The organism is Burkholderia sp. DN3021, from assembly GCF_049805555.1.
GTDB classification, from domain to species: domain Bacteria; phylum Pseudomonadota; class Gammaproteobacteria; order Burkholderiales; family Burkholderiaceae; genus Burkholderia; species Burkholderia pyrrocinia_C.
Window position 1 is genome coordinate 1 of sequence record NZ_JBNCAB010000090.1, and the last position, 17,701, is coordinate 17,701.

13 protein-coding genes, 1 tRNA gene and 2 pseudogenes are annotated in these 17,701 nt (G+C 61.5%); 8 read left to right on the plus strand and 8 right to left on the minus strand.

Going from position 1 to position 17,701, the window contains the following annotated elements; all coding sequences use genetic code 11:
* Nucleotides 1-399, minus strand: a 399-nt coding sequence (locus tag ACPUER_RS30390) for a c-type cytochrome (RefSeq protein WP_425132919.1), incomplete at its 3' end; no start/stop codon positions are given.
* 252 nt (nucleotides 400-651) lie between these two features.
* Here ACPUER_RS30390 and ACPUER_RS30395 point away from each other — a divergent pair.
* Nucleotides 652-727, plus strand: a tRNA-Arg gene (locus ACPUER_RS30395).
* A gap of 110 nt (nucleotides 728-837) precedes the next feature.
* Here the strand turns inward: ACPUER_RS30395 and ACPUER_RS30400 are convergent.
* Nucleotides 838-2,775 (minus strand): ATP-binding protein, encoded by a 1,938-nt coding sequence (locus ACPUER_RS30400; RefSeq protein WP_425132920.1) that lies wholly within the window; start codon nucleotides 2,773-2,775, stop codon nucleotides 838-840.
* A gap of 351 nt (nucleotides 2,776-3,126) precedes the next feature.
* On the opposite strand from ACPUER_RS30400, the gene ACPUER_RS30405 reads away from it, so the two are divergent.
* Together ACPUER_RS30405 and ACPUER_RS30410 are read left to right on the plus strand one after the other, a co-directional pair.
* Nucleotides 3,127-3,882 carry an endonuclease NucS domain-containing protein gene (locus ACPUER_RS30405; RefSeq protein WP_425132921.1) on the plus strand — a complete coding sequence of 252 codons (756 nt, stop codon included), beginning with the start codon at nucleotides 3,127-3,129 and terminating at the stop codon, nucleotides 3,880-3,882.
* 307 nt (nucleotides 3,883-4,189) lie between these two features.
* Nucleotides 4,190-4,336: pseudogene (locus ACPUER_RS30410) on the plus strand (phage portal protein); the annotation flags it as partial.
* Nucleotides 4,337-4,688: 352 nt separating this feature from the next.
* Here the strand turns inward: ACPUER_RS30410 and ACPUER_RS30415 are convergent.
* The 4 genes and pseudogenes from ACPUER_RS30415 to ACPUER_RS30430 all read right to left on the minus strand — a co-directional run.
* A pseudogene (locus ACPUER_RS30415) lies at nucleotides 4,689-4,817 on the minus strand (ISL3 family transposase); the annotation flags it as partial.
* 278 nt (nucleotides 4,818-5,095) lie between these two features.
* The gene (locus ACPUER_RS30420; RefSeq protein WP_425132922.1) at nucleotides 5,096-5,581 is read right to left on the minus strand and encodes a hypothetical protein; all 486 of its coding nucleotides are present in this window, start codon (nucleotides 5,579-5,581) and stop codon (nucleotides 5,096-5,098) included.
* A 1,091-nt stretch (nucleotides 5,582-6,672) separates the two neighbouring features.
* Nucleotides 6,673-8,076, minus strand: a complete 1,404-nt coding sequence (locus tag ACPUER_RS30425; RefSeq protein ID WP_425132923.1) for a GGDEF domain-containing protein — start codon at nucleotides 8,074-8,076, stop codon at nucleotides 6,673-6,675.
* A gap of 1,385 nt (nucleotides 8,077-9,461) precedes the next feature.
* Entirely contained in the window at nucleotides 9,462-9,884 is a 423-nt protein-coding gene (locus ACPUER_RS30430) for a hypothetical protein (RefSeq protein WP_143155775.1), read from the minus strand.
* 102 nt (nucleotides 9,885-9,986) lie between these two features.
* Here ACPUER_RS30430 and ACPUER_RS30435 point away from each other — a divergent pair, with 102 nt between their 5' ends.
* From ACPUER_RS30435 to ACPUER_RS30455, 5 genes are all read left to right on the plus strand, one after another.
* Nucleotides 9,987-10,199: a hypothetical protein gene (locus tag ACPUER_RS30435; protein WP_143155776.1), complete on the plus strand. Its 213-nt coding sequence runs from the start codon at nucleotides 9,987-9,989 to the stop codon at nucleotides 10,197-10,199.
* A gap of 193 nt (nucleotides 10,200-10,392) precedes the next feature.
* Nucleotides 10,393-11,964, plus strand: coding sequence for a TIGR04222 domain-containing membrane protein (locus ACPUER_RS30440; protein WP_425132924.1), 1,572 nt, complete (start codon nucleotides 10,393-10,395; stop codon nucleotides 11,962-11,964).
* Nucleotides 11,965-12,270: 306 nt separating this feature from the next.
* The gene (locus ACPUER_RS30445; protein WP_425132934.1) at nucleotides 12,271-13,014 is read left to right on the plus strand and encodes an acetyltransferase; all 744 of its coding nucleotides are present in this window, start codon (nucleotides 12,271-12,273) and stop codon (nucleotides 13,012-13,014) included.
* Nucleotides 13,015-13,070: 56 nt separating this feature from the next.
* Nucleotides 13,071-15,020 carry a tetratricopeptide repeat protein gene (locus tag ACPUER_RS30450; RefSeq protein ID WP_425132925.1) on the plus strand — a complete coding sequence of 650 codons (1,950 nt, stop codon included), beginning with the start codon at nucleotides 13,071-13,073 and terminating at the stop codon, nucleotides 15,018-15,020.
* 189 nt (nucleotides 15,021-15,209) lie between these two features.
* A complete protein-coding gene (locus ACPUER_RS30455; protein ID WP_175962751.1) occupies nucleotides 15,210-15,992 on the plus strand; it encodes an FkbM family methyltransferase in 783 nt (260 codons plus the stop codon).
* A gap of 31 nt (nucleotides 15,993-16,023) precedes the next feature.
* Here the strand turns inward: ACPUER_RS30455 and ACPUER_RS30460 are convergent, their stop codons facing one another.
* Together ACPUER_RS30460 and ACPUER_RS30465 are read right to left on the minus strand one after the other, a co-directional pair.
* Complete coding sequence (locus ACPUER_RS30460; protein ID WP_425132926.1) at nucleotides 16,024-16,728, minus strand: phytanoyl-CoA dioxygenase family protein; 705 nt, start codon at nucleotides 16,726-16,728, stop codon at nucleotides 16,024-16,026.
* Entirely contained in the window at nucleotides 16,719-17,696 is a 978-nt protein-coding gene (locus ACPUER_RS30465) for a hypothetical protein (RefSeq protein WP_425132927.1), read from the minus strand. The genes ACPUER_RS30460 and ACPUER_RS30465 overlap by 10 nt, the downstream gene beginning before the upstream one ends.
* Nucleotides 17,697-17,701: the final 5 nt, after the last annotated feature.

A 17,701-nucleotide genomic window follows, 5' to 3' on the forward strand; every position in this document is an offset into this window, starting at 1 on the left:
CCCCCCCCCCATCGCGCCCTTGCCGGCGAGGGCCGTCTTCAGCAGCGTGTCGAAGCCCTGCGAGATGCGCGGCGCCCAGTCGTCCTTGTTGCCGAACTTCGGCGCACCGGCGGCGCCCGTGCCGTGGCAGGTCACGCAGACGGCCTTGTAGACTGCCTCGCCGGTCTTGTACGTGCGGGGCGCGTTGGCGTCCTTCACGTCGACCTGCGCGAGCGGCTTGATACGTGCGGCGACCTGCTCGTCGGACAGCGCGTCCGTGCCGGCGCCGGAACGGAACACATGGTTCGCATAGGTGGCGAACAGGACGATCAGGACGATCGGGATCGCGAACGACGCGATGATGACGGCAACCAACTGCCCGGGGGTTTTGACGGGAGATTCGTGGGGTGCTTCGCTCATGCTTGCCTCGTCTCCATGAATAGGAATTGTGAGCGCGGTGCAACGGCAAAATGGCAGTCCAATGAAGCACGGACGATTATAGACGGAACGTTTACATCACGGCGAGCGGCGCGATGGCGCGTGTTTACCCGCACGCAGCGCGGCCCGGCGGCGATTCGGCGGGCAAGGTGGACGCGTCAGGGGAAACCGGGTATCCTTGCCGTCTTGCCAATCGTGGGCGGCCTGTATATCGGGGTCGTTTCACTGTCAAATGCGCCCGTAGCTCAATGGATAGAGTACTGCCCTCCGAAGGCAGGGGTTGCTGGTTCGATCCCAGCCGGGCGCGCCAAAAAAAGATCAAAAATCAAGCGGTTGCGTAGATGCTCTCGCCGTCTTGTAGGCCTGTACGGAAATCATACGAAAAAAGCTCCATGCGCCGAGGCGCTTGGAGCTTTTTTCTTAGCCCTGGGTCGGTGCGGGCAACGCCAGCAAAGCTTGCGAAGCCGTCTGCATCACTTTCGCAGACAAATCCGCCCCCGAGACGTCTTCGTAACGAGCCGGTATGCGCTCTTTGAGGCGAAACAACCGCTGGTGCGCCGATCGGGTGATCTGGCCGTAGGTGACTGCTTGAACTCGACCTCGCAAAATGCCCTCCTCTTTGAGTTCTTTCTCGCGCGTCGTCTTCGCCGCAATCTCGTGCCCCACTACGAAGGCTCTGAACATCGGCGTCCCATCGAGCGCGCCGCTGCCGAGGAAGTCTTGCACATAGCCGTCGGCTTGGGTCATCTCATCGCGTCCGATCGCAGATTTGCCCTTCTTTAGTTCGATGATCAGCACATTCTGGATGCGCGTGAGAGTCGGGTCCGCCGGGTCGAATCCTTCGGTGCCGACGATCGAGCATGTCGCATCGGCCAGCACCACGATGTCCGGGCGCTGTTTGTGATTGATAAACGCCTCGGTGGACAATCGCTTCTTGAAGATTTTCTCGGCAGCCGTGCGCAAGCTGACGTTCGATGAATATTCGCTGCTGTCAAATTCCGGTCCGAAGAGCCAGCGCGCTTGCGTGACCAGCGGATGCAGCGTGTGCAGTTCGTCTGTGGCCTCGTCTCCGCACAGCTTCTCGATTGCCGTAAGCACGGCCAAGCGATGGTCGATCTCGTCGAGCACCGACAACGCGTCGCGGACTGTCCATTGACTCAGCAGGCGGTCAAGACCATCGATGTCCGATTCGTCGAGCTTAGTGAGCTTTTCAAGCAGAGCGGCGCCGCCGCGCGCCTTTTCCAAATTGATCAAAGCCAGAACCGCAGCTGAAAGCACGTCTTGGGAGACCGTGGGCGTCGTCTTCACGAGCTCACGCGCGAAGGTGGCCACCTCAGCGCGGCCGAGCTGCGATAGCTCTTTAAACTGCTCGCGATTGCGAATCAGCGCCTCTTCGGAGCTTTCCTCCACCAGGGTGGAAGACAGAGACGCAAACACCTTCTGGGCATATTGTCGAACCGCCGCGAACAGAGCGTCCACGGCCGGCCCATTCGTGAATCGAGCCCAGTCCGGTTCGACCTCCGACATCCAGCCGTCACTGGTCTTGACCACAATCGAGTAGCGCTTTGCAAATCGAGCGCGACCGTCGAGGACCGCCTCGGAGCCGACGACCCAACCGGGTGTGCCGACCAAGCGACTATTCACCCAGAAGGCAATCCCTTGGTAGATCGTCGATTTGGCAACTCGCGTTGAGTCCACGACGTAGGCCTCCGCTGGCGGATACCCTTCGATTGAAAGGTCCATTCGCTCGATGAGCCCCGTTTGATCCGCCAACTCAACGGACTGACCGTTGACCCGCACAACGAACTGCGGATCATGCAAAAAGCGGGCTGACAGGATTTCGCGAATCCGGTCAGGGTTAGGCAGATGCCGCTCGACCGTCACCGAGAGCCTCGTTCCGTGGCCCGCTCGCAAGAAGGCGCCTTCCTTCTCGATCTTAAAAGGCGACTCCTGACCTTGTGTGCCGATCTCAAAGCTCGCGCCCTTGTCCTCGCGCCAAGTTTCGACCGAATATTGATCGGCGAAGCACAACAAGCCATGACGTCCGACACCATTGTGCCCATAGGCTCGCCGCCGCCACCCCTTCCGTTCTGGCGGGAACTCCACGTTTGAGCTTTGATGTTTGGTCCGGTCGTAGCCGAGTTTCATCCACCGTGCCTTGAACTGGGCAGCCGTCATGCCATGGCCATCGTCTTGAACCGTCAAGACGAGGCTATGCGTGGGCGGAATAATGAGATCGACCAGCGATGCCCCCGCATCCCAAGCGTTAGCCACCAATTCGGTGAGAGCGATCTCCGGGTCGTGGGCGATATGACCCAAGGTGCGGACAAGGTAGTTCTCTTCGAAGAGCGACCCCATCGAGTCGTCCGCTTTCCGCTTCGGTCTTGCCATTTCACCCCCGCAATTTGTCTGTTGCTCTTGTTCGCGGGTTTGGCCAGCGTTTAGCCGTGTCCACTTGCTGCGACAGCGAATGGCGAACCCTCGTTTCGATGAACACCCAGTTGGCGGCAACGCCACTCACGACCGCGTGATTATCGCGCAAATCCAGGAAACGCTGACCTCGCGCCGGCTCCGGCCCCCCAGCGGCAGGCGATTCAGGACAGCGCGCCCTCGGGCTCGCATTGGGTGGCCGCTTCGAGCCGGGCACAGCCCGCTAAAATGAACCACCCCAAAACGGAGGCCCCGCCTCGCCGAGAAGAGAGACCGCGCATGGAACGACAAAGCCCGAAGCGCTATTTGATTGCTGAGGCGACACCCGACGGTGGCGTGCAAGTGCACGAAATGAAGAAGTGGTGCCGGCTGCACCCCGAGCAAACGCCGCCCGGGATGTCTGCGGCGGCCAGCGGCGGCGACAATTCGCAGCGGCTGCGCCGAGGCTTCGAGAAAATGGGGTGGAGCGTCGTCGAAACGCTGACTGAGGTGCGCATCCAGCGCCCGGGCGAAGCGGGCCAGGCCGAAGAACTCTTGGGCGACATGGCCGGCGACGCCGAGGTGTTGTCCGAATGGAGTGACGACTCCGAGTCGCTCGCCGACACCGTCTTTCACTTGGAACGTCAGTTGCAAGAGTTTATCGCGGACAACCTCGAATCGATTCCGGTCAACGGCAAGCGCCTGCACCTCTATTCGGACGGTGTGTCGATTGGCCGCGAATATCCTACGAGCAGTGGCCGACGGATCGACATTCTGGCCGTCGACGACGACGGCAATTTCGTGGTCTTCGAGTTAAAGCGCGGCGAGGCGCCAGACAAAGCCATTGGCCAGATCGCGAGCTATATGGGTTGGGTGTCGCTGAACCTCGCGCACGGCAAGGCGGTGAGCGGTGTCATCGTCGCGCGCTCGATCAACGAGAGCTTACGCGAAGCGATCGCCGTCGTGCCGCATGTCTCGCTCTTCGAATATAAACTCCGATTCGACCTCAACGCGATTGGTGCGGCCGAGGCTGCTCTGTCCAAGGAACCCTATTGATTTCTGTTGCGATCGACTTATCGACATCAAAGAGCTGATCAAGCTTACCGGGGATAGTCGCAGTGGTGCATATGAGAAAATGAACCGGGCATCCAACGCCTATGACGCGGATCATCCCGTTGGCGTTCGGTTAGGACGGAAGTCGGTACGTATCGGCATCGACACGACCGGGATCGGGCAGGGCGTCTACCAGCTCGTCACGAAGTTTTTCCCGGCCGCGACACCGTTCCACTACTCGGTCGAGATCAAGACCGCGCTCGTGATGAAGGCGCAGAACGTGAGCCTCGACGAACCGCGCGACACAGTCAACTTCCGCAACGTGTTCATGTACGCGCCGAACGGGAAGAAGGACGGCATCCAGCTCATCCCTGTATCGGAGGTCGCGGCAAAGGATGCGTTTTTCAACATCAAGAACGTGACGCGCGACGTCCTGCTCGCCGCGCATCGCGTCCCGTCGAGCACGAAGTAACGCTTGATCTCGAGCGTATCCTCACACGAAAAAAAGCGCGCCGAACGGGGGAGTACGGCGCGCGAAATAAGCTGGATGAGAGACCAGCCTACAGGCGTGACTGACCGAGGCCGGACAGTCGCCGTCGATACTAAGCGCGTGCCGTATGAAACCCTGTCAGGGTTTGTCAGGCGAATTAAATTCGGTGCTCAGGCGTTTTGTCTACGGCAGTATTGCCCGAAGCTGATCAACTAGAGAGGGCGGAAGCTTGATCAAAGTCTCTTCATAGGCGCAAGCATCAAAAACGACTTCTTCGCCTTGGTCCACGCTAATAATGACCTTATTTTCGCCAATGCACGTGTATGACCTTGCTGACCGGCTTCAGATACAGCGATAGCGTGCGGCCTTCGCCTTCCGGCCATTCCACACGCTCTAACCGATAACCCGTCCAGCAACCCAGTGCCTGAAGCGCCTTGCGATCGAGCAATTCTTCCTCCTGACCTCCTTAAAGTCAGGCGTCAGGTTACGCAATCGCCCTCAAACCCTCCACGGTTTTCCGCGACGAACCAAAAATGAGCGGTCTCTATGCACGCATGTACCCGCGGCTCCGGGCCGCCCGGCGCGGGCTGCGCGGCGATGGGCGGGCCGACTTTCTTGTGCACTTTTATGCGCCCTGGTTATGCAGTCTGTAGGCCGCTCCAAATAATGCACAGGGCGTCGATGGGATCACGCGCTGTCCTTCTCATTTTGAGGAGCGGCGTTCTGTCAACAGCTTATCCCCTTGCCGCTAACAAACGTCCGGCTGGTCGTCCCGGATAGCACGGCTTCAACCTGATTTGTCGTGTCTGTCAGCGTAACGTCGGTGTAACTCACGCACGCCAGCGCGAGGGTTTGCCCAGATGGGCAAGAGAGTGTCGTGTTCGCCGGCGGCCCGACTGTAATGCTGGCGATGACACGACCATTCTTAGGCTGCACATTCGAGAGCGTTGCGCTAAGAGCCGATGGTCCCACTTTGTTGCTGGCCGCGGGATGGTTGCCGCCACCATTGAAGCACGCATATACGGCGCTACCCTGTGCAGTCAGCGAATAGCTTACGTTCTGGTTGCCTAGGCCAGCCTCATCAAAGGCGACAACCAGCGCACCACTGTCGGCAACACTCTCAGTCGCACTCATGAAGTGTGCTCCTGCTGTCGCGGCCAAAGCTGTGGCTGCGACAACGGAAAGAGCCGCCGCAATTTTTATTTGTTTCATTTGAACCTCGCTCATAGAAGATGAAACATGAAAGTCACGCTTGCCCACACTGCTTAAGCGAGCCTGGATTTAATCACTTGCACATACCATAAGAGGGTTTTCCCATAGGCGCTCCTGGACAATGAGCCGTCGCTGACATTGCTGATGCCATTAAAGGGTTTCATAAAAATCTACGTATTAATCGTCCGGACAATTGGTCTATTTTTGTAATAATTTTGGCAAAAATCTGTGACGGTATGCCGGGCAATAGTGGCGCAGCGAGTTGGACAAAGGTATTGTTTGATTATTAAGATTCTGACAAAAATACCCCTCGCGGGCTTCCGGCTTGAATTGAGCGGGTCGCACACGGGTGCTGGGTATTGCCTGATGAGTTGCAGCCAAAGATAGATGACGAAATGTTTTGGAGAGGTGGCCTCCAAATTGGGCTTGTTAGCTTTAAGAATAGGTGTGTTACAAAAAACTTTTTTAATTTTTCGGGCGGTGTTATGACGGTGCGTCCCTATCCAAATGCACAAGAAATTTAACCCTGATAATAAGATGTATCTGGAAAAAATTTGTAATGATGCGCAGTTGAACTACGGCACCCGATGCAGGGTTGTCTGCTCCGACAACCTCTGCCGCCTCCCGGCGTCGCATGATTGTTCGCGGCGCCACACTGGTCATACCCGCTTTGGTCTTGCCTCGCTCACGTCAAATCATCCACTCGAGGCACTTCGAGATTGAGCCGCTGATGTCTCGATAAGGGGCGGCTCCCACGAGCGCATGACATCATACTGTCAGTACTTTACGCCCACGGACGACTGGCTCGGCGAAGAGGGAGTGTCGTTCGACGACTACGAAATTCCATCAATGCGTCCCTAAAAGGGAGGGTGGGAACGAACAACTGAAATAGGGTGTGCAATTGTTTCTTTTAAGATTTAGTAGGCCTTTCAAAGGATTGTTTGCAACTATTTTGGAAATGGAACCTGAGTTCTAGACTGCCCTTGGCCCTATCTCGTGCCTGAGTACGGACGTTTTTTTACCCGGCCACGGTCCTCCTGTGGCCGGTTTTTTTGCCTGGCGAAGGCGCTGATAGATGACCGTGCAACTGATTACGCGACAACAACACGGTTGCGACCTTGATGCTTCGCGCGGTACAGGCGTTCGTCCGCCTTGCGCAGGATCGCGTCGATCGTCTCTCCGTCCCGGCCGAATTCGGAGGCGCCAACGCTCACGGTGACCTCGATCGGCTTGCCGATGCCGGCCTCAAATGGTGCGCCGGCGATCGCTGCACGGATGCGTTCACCGATCGACTGTGCGGTATCCAGCGCGGCTTGCGGCAGCAGGACCATAAACTCTTCTCCGCCCACCCGCGCAACGCCGTCGTACGGCCGGATCGCATCGAGGCATTTGGTGACGAAGCGCTGCAACACCCGGTCGCCCGCCTGATGTCCGTAGCTGTCGTTGATTGCCTTGAAGTGGTCAAGATCGAGCGAAAGCAATGAGAACGGCGCGCCATTGCGCTTCGCCCGGGCAATTTCCGTTTCCACGCGCTCGATGAATTGCCGCCGGTTGGCCGCGCCCGTGAGCGGGTCCGTTGCAGCCAGATGTTCGAGCTTCTCGTTGGTCCGCTGCAGCGCCTGCAGGGCCTGCTCCGTCCTCGCCATGGCTTCTCTCAACCGGGCAAACAGCTCTTCCTGGCTGTAGATCTTCGAAAACGAACGCGTCGTGTGAAAGGCCTGCACCACACCGAAACTGAGCAGGAAGAAGCCGGCAGCAAAAATCGCATGCGCGAGCCACCACATGTGATTCCACGGCCGCCCGAGGATGAAGGCGAGCGAGGACAGTGCGAACCACGCCACCGAAATGCCGTAGATCGTCATCAGGGGCGAGCGGATGCGACGCACGACTGGGGCGACAACATTCACGGTGGAGAACACCATTGCACCCCCCTCCAACGAAAGGCGCACCCACTGGTTGCCGGCCACCGGCGAATAGGCGAGCGCGGCGACCGCCACGTCGATCAGCCCAAACAGCGCGATCCACGTGATCCAGGTGCGGCGATCGACGCGGGTTGCGTCGCTGTCGGCCTTGCGGCTGTAGGCGAGCTGCCCGACAAAAATCAGGATCGACATGGTCAGACGCGAGGCCGGCCCATACAGCAGGAACAGCCAGATATTGTGATGCGCCATGCCGGTGAAGGCGCCATGCAACGCATAGACGAGGGAGAAGCCAAGAAAGCCTAGCGTAAGCCAACGCAGCAACGGCTCGCCGGACAGGCGATAGCAACGCCAGCAGACATAGGTGACGAACGCGCCTTCGAGCGTGGCAGCAGCGATCGCCAGCTCGTGAAAGGCGTGATTCTCGAATTTCAGCGACGGATCCTGGAAGAAGTACAGGTAGGCAATCAGATACGCCGGCACCAACGCGAAGCCAGTCAGCAGGAGCTTGGCATATATCCGGGTGACGAACTGGGCAGCGCCAGTCGGCTCTTTGGAGGCAACATTGGCGTGCATGTTCGGTCCTCGGTTTCTTCGGACGAATTCAGTATAGGCACGGGAACGCATTCGGCGAGACCTTTATGCGTCCCGCTCTGGGAATCTGATTCCGCAGCGGATTTCCTGGCGCGCGGCTACTACAGTGAAATTACAGTTTGTATGAGCTTGGTAGCCCTGATTGACCTTGATTAGCCATGGTTTTGCGGTTTGCGGGTCGTGCAAAGCATTAATATTTAAAGGTTTGTAGCGCGTCGGTAAAGCTGCCGAAGGCAGGGGCTGCTGGTTCGATCCCAGCCGGGCGCGCCAGCCTATCAAGGGTTCCAGCGGATTCGCCGGTTTGTGGCGTTAATCAATTGATGTCGTTTACGACATCAATTGGTTGTTTTTCCGCTGATATTGGTCCCGTAGCAGGACTACTACGGGAAATTCTGAGAGGCGCTAGGCCGCCGCCCGCACGAATACGCCTGCCGCGGTCAGAAGCTCAACAGCCTTCTCGACCGGGATGCGCAGCCTCGTCGCGATGCTTCGAGCGTAGGTCGCCTCGTTTGACATCCGGAGCTTTGGATTTTGCGAGGCGCTCAGGAGCATCGTCGCGTCGCTGTGAGTCGACGGGACGGCAAGATATCGCATTGCTATTTCGCAAACTGAGCGCTGTCCGCGATAGAAGCGTTCATATGTTCAATGCGCCAATTACAGAGGGGGCGCGGTCTATACCGTGCTCGCTACCGAAGGGTTTTGCCAAATGTGGGACGAGCTTCCCGATGGCGCCCCCCCGAATGGATGGACAGGGGGCTAATAGGCGCCAAATTATGAAAACCGCCGGTCATTGAGCGCTGTGGTAAGAACTGCTGGATGCATCGGCACTGGCAATGTCCGACGTTCCTGCGCCAGACCATTCGTGGAATGGGCCGCCCAGACGATCAACAAGTCATTCTGGGTGAGGCACCTATTATCGGCAGCACGAGCCAAGGGCGCTCCATATCAGGCTGCCGTCAGGGCGTTGGCATTCAAATGGATACGGATCCTGTCCCGCTGCTGGCAGACACGGACACTGTACGACGAAAGCGTCTATCCGAATGCATTGAGGAGATGGAACTCGCCCACCTTGGAAGCCTCGCGCTTCCCTCCTCGAAATACTTGACGGACTGACTTAGGGCGTGAGGCGTTCCGTCGAACCGCGGTCACCCATAGGAAGTTTTTGGAGGTACGACAGCCGTTCGTACCTTTGCATTGCATATAACTGTCCAAGCATTGCGTGCTAGTCCCGCAGCATCCAAGGGCGATTATCAGTTTTTGCGATCGTACCGCCAGCGTGGTTGGTGCGAAACCCCGCGTGAAGCCACGCCTGGTTGCTGCAGTTAGTCAGCCGTAAAAAGAAAGAGAAATCGGAAAAATAGGTTCTGTCAGGCGGGTGGAGGGCATGTCGCGCCTTGATATACCATGATGTAGGTGTAATGTCTGTCCCATGACAGCGGCGCGGCTCCTATAACACTCCATTCCGCGTAGTCCCCGGATACGGTAGTGGCGGTTGTCAATTGCCCGATTCCGACCGTCGCTAACTGCTGTGTTGCGCTCATCGCAACATTTCCATACCACTGCACCTGGGTTCCATTCTGGTGCCAGTCGCCATTCCATGCATGCTGCGTGGTTGAGTACCAAGTGTTATTCGGTTGGAGACAGACCCCCTGGGAGGCATAGGTCGCACCAGTAGTCTCTTGATAAAAGGTGGCTTGCCAGTAACCGGTTGTCACTGGGGCGGCATGAATAACTCCTGCAAAGCTAAAACCGAAGACTATGCTAGCGGCGAGTTTCGTGAGTTTTTTCATTTTGGGCATTCGTAGTAAATTGAGACGATTTGACAGCTGCACCGAGATAGTTGCATCTTTGTATCGCGTCAGTCTAGCCGCCTCACAAGGTAGCGCGAAGCAATGATCGACGATTCATTAAACTGGATAGAAAAAATCCATGTATTCGCGAAAACGGCATCGCAGCGTTTTTGCTACACGCATCAGGCGGCGCTGTTTATAGCTCAGGGCGCACCAAAACATGCCTGTTCAGGGTCTCGGCGGTATCGCCGTACTATCGTTTCCCTTTCCGCAGTGAAATCGCAGCCAGTGGCGACCATCGACGCCTTACAGTGACGCGAGCTTCAATCGGCTGCGGCCGGCCTGCCAGGCGTGCATCTTCCGTCGCCTGTTGCGTCGCCCGGCACCGGGCCGGCCCGGCAGATCGGCGCGGCACCGTCGCACTGCTGCACCGTTATGCGAGAATCGCCCGCAACGACAACTCCAAGCGTCGATCGCGGCGGCCGTCCGCGCATCGCGCCGACTCCCGATGGCTGCCATTCCGTCTTCCTCGACCGCAGTCGATGCCCGCGCGCTGACCGATGCGCAGCATGCCTTGCTCGCACGCCTGCACGCGTATTCCCCCGACGATCCGAACGCGCCGCTGCCATACAGCCGGCGCCTCGCCGACGCCGAGGGCTGGTCGCACGAGCACGCACTGGCCGTGATCGACGAATACAAGCGCTTCGCGTTTCTCGCGCAGGTGGCCGGGCACCCGGTCACGCCGTCGGTCGCGGTCGATGCCGCCTGGCATTTCCACCTGCAATACACGCTCGAATACTGGGACGTCTTCTGCGCCAGCGTGCTGCGCGCGCGGCTGCATCACATGCCCGGCACGGGCGCGCCGGACGAAGCCGCCGTGTACGCGCAGCGTTATCGCGACACGCTCGACAGCTATCGCCGGCTGTTCGGCTGCGAGCCGCCGGAGTCGATCTGGCCACCTGCGTGCCTGCACGCCGCGCACGGATCGCCGCAGCCGGACCTGCCGGCCGCGGACGAGCCGGCCGAATCGGATTCGCCTGCCGCCCTGCCGGGCGGCAGGATCTGGCGCAACCGGTTGCCGAAGCTCGTGTGGCCGGCCGCCGCCGCGAGCGTCGCCGCGACCTGCGCATCGGCGCAGGACTTCAACGTGTTGAACTACACAGGGCCGCAGTTTCTCGCGTTCTACGTGCCGGCGTGCATGGTCGCGTTGCTGCTGATCGTGGGCCTGCAACAGATCGAATATCGCTGCCGGCGCTGGGGCGCGCGCGCTCGCGAAGCGCCGCCGAACCTGACGGTCGAGGAAGTCGCGTATCTCGTCGGAGACGAATCGCGGGCCGTGCAAGTCGCGACGCTGTCGCTCATCCATGCTGGCGCGATCGACCTGAGGATGGCGGGGCGACTGGGCGCGCGCGTGCAGAGCCTCGATGTGAGGCGCGCCGGCGCATATGCGGACGAATGCTACTGGCTGGATGGGCAACCGGGCGAGGAGGCCAGCTTCGGCGCGTTCCGGCAGCTGCTGGCGCGTCGGGTTTCCGAATACGCGGATTCGTTGCGCAACTGCGGCTGGCTTTGGGCGTCCGGCGAGATGCGGACGGCGCGCATGGCTGCGCGCACGATTGCGCTGCTGGTGCTCGGCACGGGCGCGGCGAAACTGGCGGTCGGGCTGAGTCGAGGGCGGCCGGTCCTGTTGCTCGTCATCTGTATGGCGGCGTTCGCGATCGCATACCACTTCGTCGCGCAGCGTCTGACCGGATTCGGGCGCGGCGGCCTGACGGTGGGTGGGCAGGCGTCGCTTGACGCGTACCGGAGCGCACGCCAGGGCGAGTCCGATTCGCCGGACGAGTTACTCTGGGCTGCTGCGCTGTTCGGTGCGGGAGCGTTGGCCGGCACCGCGTGGGCCGTGCATTCGAGTGCTTTGATGGAGCCGCCGCCGTTGATGCGAGCCCCGATGGCGGCGCGCACGGGCGGTTCTGATTCGTCCGGCAGCAGCGGCTCGTCGTCGAGCTGCGGTTCGTCGAGTTCGTGCAGCTCCAGTTCATGCAGTTCGAGCAGTTGCGGCGGGTGCTCGTCGAGCAACTGAGCAGGCGTGGTGCGCTTCTGCGAAAGCCGGCGCCGGGGCGTCGTGACGGAAAAGCGCGCGCGTGCCGTCGGGTGCAGAAGGCAGGTCCATTTCGATGCCTGGCGTATCCGGGCCGCTGACTCGGAATGCCCTCCGCCCTATCGACAGAACAGAAGTCAGAACGCCGTTCTTATTCGTTGTCGGTTGTTGTCGCGTGCTTCCTATACTGCGTCGTCCATGATCGCGGCCGATGTGCCGCGTCGTTTCCCCGTTCCTGCCAGGCGGCCCCGGCATCGAGCCGCTGCGCCGGCATACTTGCGACCGCAAATGAACGTTACGACTTCCGACGATTGTATTGGCGTGCTGTCCGACCATGCGTGGTCGAAGCATTTCATCGTGCTGGGCTACCGGGATGGCGCCTTTTCGGCGATTCCCAACAATTTTTTCCGCAACTGGCTCGACGAAGAGGCGCAAGTCGGCACGTTTCATATCGGTCGTTGCTCGGCGCTCGGTGTGGGCTCGATCGTGAAGTACGACCAGGGGCATCAGAAACTCGTGATCGGCAAGAACGTGGCCGGCGGAATGCGCCTGCGCTTCCTGCTGAACGGTCAGCACGAGATGCGAACCATTTCCACGACGCTGTTCAGCATCTACGGTAATGGCCTCAACAATGCGCCGATGCCGCAATACGCGGATACCGTGATCCATAACGATGTCTGGATCGGCGATGAAGCGCTGTTCCTTGGCGGTAGCCAGATCGAGAACGGATGCGTGATCGGCGCGCGGACCGTCGTTCCGCCCAATTTCCGCACCGAGGCTTACGGGATCTATGCGGGTTCGCCGGCCCGTCTGATCCGTTTCCGCTTCACGGAGAAAGTGCGCGAACAACTGCTGCAGCTCGCGTGGTGGGACAGGCCGCTCGACTGGATCAAGCAGAACAACGACGCATTTCTCGTCGATCTCACCGCGGACGAAGCGCGGGCGCTCGACACCCTCGCGGCGCTCAAGGAGGCCAAGGGCCGTGCTGTAAGCTCGTCCGGGCACCCGGCCGCTGCACCGACCCCCATCTAACCGTCCGTTCGCGATAACCGTCCGTTCGCGATGCGGGCCGCGCATCGCCGCATGACATGACGCCTGCTTCCGACGTTTCCGCGCCCGTTCAACAAGCCGCAGCCCTGTGCCAGAACGGGCGGTTCGCCGACGCGCTGTCGCGCGTCGCGCCGCAGCTCGACGCGCCGGCGCCGGACGTTGCGGCGCTGCACGTCGCGGCCGTCTGCGCGCTCGGCCTGAACCGGCTGGCCGACGCGGAAGCCTGGTGGCGACGCGCGATCGACGCGATGCCGGCGTTCGATCCGCCATACGACGGCCTTGGCGCGCTGCTCGTGTCGCAGGGCCGCCTGCCTGAAGCGGAGGCGATCCTCCGCCGGCAACTCGCTTCCGTCACGCCGTTGCGGGCGTCGCATCATCACCGGCTCGGCAAGGTGCTCGAAGCGCTCGGCCGGCTCGATGAAGCCGAACAGGCGTTCGGGCAGGCGCTGCTGATCGAGCCGCAGTCCGCCGACGTGCTGACCGATCTCGGCAACGTGCTCCGCGTTCTCGGCCGGCCGGCCGAGGCGGAACTCGCCTATCGGCTCGCGATTGCCGTGCGCGCCGACCATGCGCTCGCACACGCGAATCTAGGCGCGATCCTCGTCGACATGCAGCGGCTGCCCGAAGCGGAAGCGGTCAGCCGGCAGGCAATCGCGCTCTGCCCGGACCACCCGGAAGCGCATTACAACCTCGGCGTCGCGCTGCAGAATCTCGATCGCTTGCCCGAAGCGGAAGCGGCGTATCGCGACGCGATCCGTTGCGGCCCCGGCCTGCCGCAGCCGCACAACAATCTCGGCTGCGTCCTGCGCGCGCAGGGCCGCCACGACGAAGCGACGGCCGCGTTCAGCGGCGCGCTCGCGCTCGCGCCGCAGATGGCCGAAGCGCATTACAACCTGGGCACGACGTTCGCGCATGCCGGCCGCCACGACGACGCCGAACGCGCGTACCGACGCGCGCTCGAGCTGCGTGCCGATTACGGCGATGCGCGTTTCGGGCTGGCCACGCTGCTACTCGGCCTTGGCCGGTTCGAGGAAGGCTGGCGCCGCTACGAATCGCGCTACGAGCAGTCGGCGTTCGTGTATCGCCGGACGCGCGAGGTGCTGCGGTGCGCGCAGTGGCAAGGCGAGCCGCTTGCCGGCAAGACGCTGCTCGTCTGGCAGGAGGATGGCCTTGGCGACATGCTGCAGTTCAGCCGTTATTTCGCGGAATTTCGCGCGCGGCACGCGGCGCGCGTGGTCGTCGCGTGCCAGCCCGCGCTGCATCGGCTGATGGAGACGGTCGACGGCGTCGACGAAGTGCTCGATCACGATGCGGCCGCCGCGCGTGCGCAGGAATTCGACTACTGGACGAGCCTGCTGAGCGCGCCGATGCACGTCGGCACGACGCTCGACACGATTCCGCCGCCGGTGCGGCTCGTACCCGATCCCGCCCGCGTCGCGCGCTGGCGCGCGCGCCTCGATGCGCTGCCGGCCGGCCCGCGCGCCGGACTCGTGTGGAAGGGCAACCCGAAGCATTGCAACGATGCGCACCGCTCGCTGCCGTCGCTGGCTTTGCTGACGCCGTTGTGGAGCGTTTCAGGCGTGAATTTCGTGAGCCTGCAGAAGGGGCAGGGCGAGGACGAGGCGCGCGATCCGCCGGGCGGCCTGCCGTTGCTGCATCTGGGCTCGGAGATCGACGATTTCGCGGATACCGCTGCGATCGTCGCGCAGCTCGATCTCGTGGTGTGCGTCGATACGTCCACCGCGCATCTGGCCGCGTCGCTCGGCAAGCCTTGCTGGGTGCTGCTGCCGAATCAGGACGTCGACTGGCGCTGGATGCACGACCGCGACGATTCGCCGTGGTATCCCGGCACGGTGCGGTTGTTCCGGCGCGGGCGCGACGAGAACTGGATTCAGGTGGCCGCGCGCGTGCGCGGGGCGTTTGCGGCGCAATTTGGCGCGAACGACGTGCGGTCTTGCGCGTTCGTGGAGACCGGTGGCCAGCGTTGAATGTCGCGACGATCGCAACGCCCCGGCCGGCCCTTCGCGCGAGCGCCGGGAATTACCCGCCATTGCCGAATCTGTTCGTCGTTTCGAATCGATCGCGCGTCGCTAGAATCAACGCGTTTTCGGGGCAACGTCCGACCGACAGTATCGGGCACGCGTTCCCGTCATGCATGACATCGACCAAGGCCGGCCATGAATAACTGGAAGTTTGTCCCCGTTGAAAGCCTCGTGAGCGAGGAAGCGCTCACGCGCGCGCAAGCGTTCGATCTCGATCGCCACGTCGTCGAGACGACGGTGCGCGGGCTCACGTTCCGCTGGCTCGCGCCGAGCAAGCGACTGCTCTGGATGGCGGCGGGTCTCGAATACATCGAACCGGAACTGCTGGACTGGATCGACCGGTTGCCGCCCGCATCCGTCTACTACGATTTCGGCGCGAGCAACGGGATCTTCGCGCTGTATGCGGCAAAGCGCGGCTTGAAGGTGATCGCGATCGAGCCCGATCCGTCGAACTACTTCCTGCTGTCGTGGAACGCGTACCTCAACACGCAGGACGGGCTCGACATCCAGGCGTTCAACGTGGCGGCTTCCGACCGGTTTGCGATCGACCGGCTGTACATCCGCAAGATGGAACTCGGCGCGCACGAGAAGATCGTCGGCCAGCCGTCGCTGGTGTCCGGCGAAACGTTCGCACCGAACCACGTGCATGCGATCCAGGTCGTTCACTTCGATCGCTGGCGCGAGCAGTTCGGTCTGCCGCAGCCCGAGTACGTCAAGATCGACGTCGACGGGCACGAGGTTCCGCTCATCGACGGTGCGGCACAGGGCCTGGGCGCGTGCAGGCAACTGCTGATCGAGATCGAGGACGCGAAAATGGACCTGCTCACGCGCCGTCTCGGCGAGTTCGGTCTGACGATCGCGAGCAAGCATCCGGTGCAGAACTACGCGGGATTGTGGAATTGCATCTTCGTGCGCTGATCGCCGAGGCCCGCAGCAACGCGGGCCTCGCTCAGAATCCCGACAGATAGACCTGCCGGTCTACGGCGGTGCGGTAGGCGCTGACGAACCCGCGACGGCTCCATTGATCGCACGAGAAATCGTCGAAGCGGCACGACAGCGACAGCTTCCAGTCGGTGATGTCGCTGGTGAGCGTCCGGTGCACGAGATAGGGCGACATGAAGAGCACGTGCCCTGCGTCGATCTCGATGTCGCAGGCGCCGTCGATCTCCTGGTCGTCAAGCACGTAGCCGCGGTCGGTCTGCTCGCCCGGCCACAGTCCGCGCCGATGGCTGCCCGGGACGATGCGCAGTCCGGGTGCCCCTTTGCGCACGTCCGCGATCGACGTCCACGCGATCACGCCGCGAGAGGACGTCCCCATGCTCGGCCAGTCCTGGTGATACGGCAGCCCGTAGTTGTTGCCGATGCGATCGTTCGCCGTGTAGTGGGTGACGATCGGGCCCGTCTGCATCGGCATCGCGATACCGAGATGGCGGTCGAGCGCGGCCGTCAGCTCGGGTGAGCAGAAGAAGCGCTTCACGTCGATATCCTCGGCGAGCAGCTTGATGATGTTGCGGTTGCGCATCGCGTCGTCGCCGAATCGCGGAATGAAATGCCGCTCGAACTTCGTCCGCACGACGTGTATCAGCGATTGCAGCGCATTGTTCGCGACGATCGCGTAACCGAGTTCCCGAAAATCGCCTGCGATCACGTCCATTTCGTCTCACCCTGAATTCCGCTGCCGGCCCGCGCTTGCGCATAACCGAAGCCGGTCGCGCCGAAGCCGTCGCCGTTGTAGAACATGTACAAGCGCTCGCCAACCTGCACGACTTCCGGATACGCGACCATGAACGCGTCCCAGCCGCTCGGCGACACGTCGAGCCCGGCACATTCGTCGAGTCGCCGCCAGACGATGCCGTCGGTCGATTCGGCATAGCCGATCCGGTAGCTGACCGACGAACACTCGCGGTAACCATCGTGGCTGCGCTTGCAGAACCACATCCGGTAAAGGCTGCCGTCGAAATGGACCGACGCGCGCGCCAGTCCGCCTTCGTGATCGTCGAGATAGTCGATCGCGACGCGGCCGCCGCGCGTCCATTGGATGCCGTCGCGCGATTCCGCGTACTTCAGGTGATAGCGCGCCTCGGGCTTCCCGTCGACCTGGGTCCAGCCGGTGCACGACAGATACCAGTTGCGCCAGATGCCATGCTCGATCCGAACGCAGGTCGTGCCGCAGAAATACGGCTCGTCGGCCGTGCGGTCCATCACCGGCCCGTCGAACAGGCGCCGGTAACGTCGGCCGCCGTCCTCGCTGATCGCGAGGCCCACCGCGTTGTGGTACGGAATCGTATTGCGCACGTTCCAGCCGATGTAATACAGATAGCGAACGCCGTCGTGCTCGACGACCGACGACGGCATCGTGCCGCAGTCGTCGAACGCGCCCAGCGCGCCCGGCGGCAGCACCGGTTCCGGATCGACGGAGACGATTTCGGCGGGCGCGCTCGCGCGGACGGCCATGCTCGCGATTGCGCTGCGATTGCCTGCGTCGCGGCTGCTGAACAGCAATTGCAGCGTATCGCCGTCGACGCCCGCTACCGTCGGAATCTGCGCGTGCGATTTCGCCCAGGGCAGCCGCGCATCGGGCGCATAGATCAGCCCCTGCTTGTCCCAGTGTATGCCTGCCACGGGCT

What these genes read in the sequence shown, in the direction of transcription:
- ACPUER_RS30455 (WP_175962751.1), top strand. Translation starts at nt 15,210, where the DNA reads ATGAATAACTGGAAGTTTGTCCCCGTTGAAAGCCTCGTGAGCGAGGAA.
- ACPUER_RS30450 (WP_425132925.1), top strand. Translation starts at nt 13,071, where the DNA reads ATGACGCCTGCTTCCGACGTTTCCGCGCCCGTTCAACAAGCCGCAGCC.
- ACPUER_RS30425 (WP_425132923.1), bottom strand. Translation starts at nt 8,076, where the DNA reads ATGCACGCCAATGTTGCCTCCAAAGAGCCGACTGGCGCTGCCCAGTTC.
- ACPUER_RS30405 (WP_425132921.1), top strand. Translation starts at nt 3,127, where the DNA reads ATGGAACGACAAAGCCCGAAGCGCTATTTGATTGCTGAGGCGACACCC.
- ACPUER_RS30460 (WP_425132926.1), bottom strand. Translation starts at nt 16,728, where the DNA reads ATGGACGTGATCGCAGGCGATTTTCGGGAACTCGGTTACGCGATCGTC.
- ACPUER_RS30440 (WP_425132924.1), top strand. Translation starts at nt 10,393, where the DNA reads ATGGCTGCCATTCCGTCTTCCTCGACCGCAGTCGATGCCCGCGCGCTG.
- ACPUER_RS30435 (WP_143155776.1), top strand. Translation starts at nt 9,987, where the DNA reads ATGATCGACGATTCATTAAACTGGATAGAAAAAATCCATGTATTCGCG.
- ACPUER_RS30445 (WP_425132934.1), top strand. Translation starts at nt 12,271, where the DNA reads ATGAACGTTACGACTTCCGACGATTGTATTGGCGTGCTGTCCGACCAT.
- ACPUER_RS30420 (WP_425132922.1), bottom strand. Translation starts at nt 5,581, where the DNA reads ATGAAACAAATAAAAATTGCGGCGGCTCTTTCCGTTGTCGCAGCCACA.
- ACPUER_RS30430 (WP_143155775.1), bottom strand. Translation starts at nt 9,884, where the DNA reads ATGAAAAAACTCACGAAACTCGCCGCTAGCATAGTCTTCGGTTTTAGC.
- ACPUER_RS30400 (WP_425132920.1), bottom strand. Translation starts at nt 2,775, where the DNA reads ATGGGGTCGCTCTTCGAAGAGAACTACCTTGTCCGCACCTTGGGTCAT.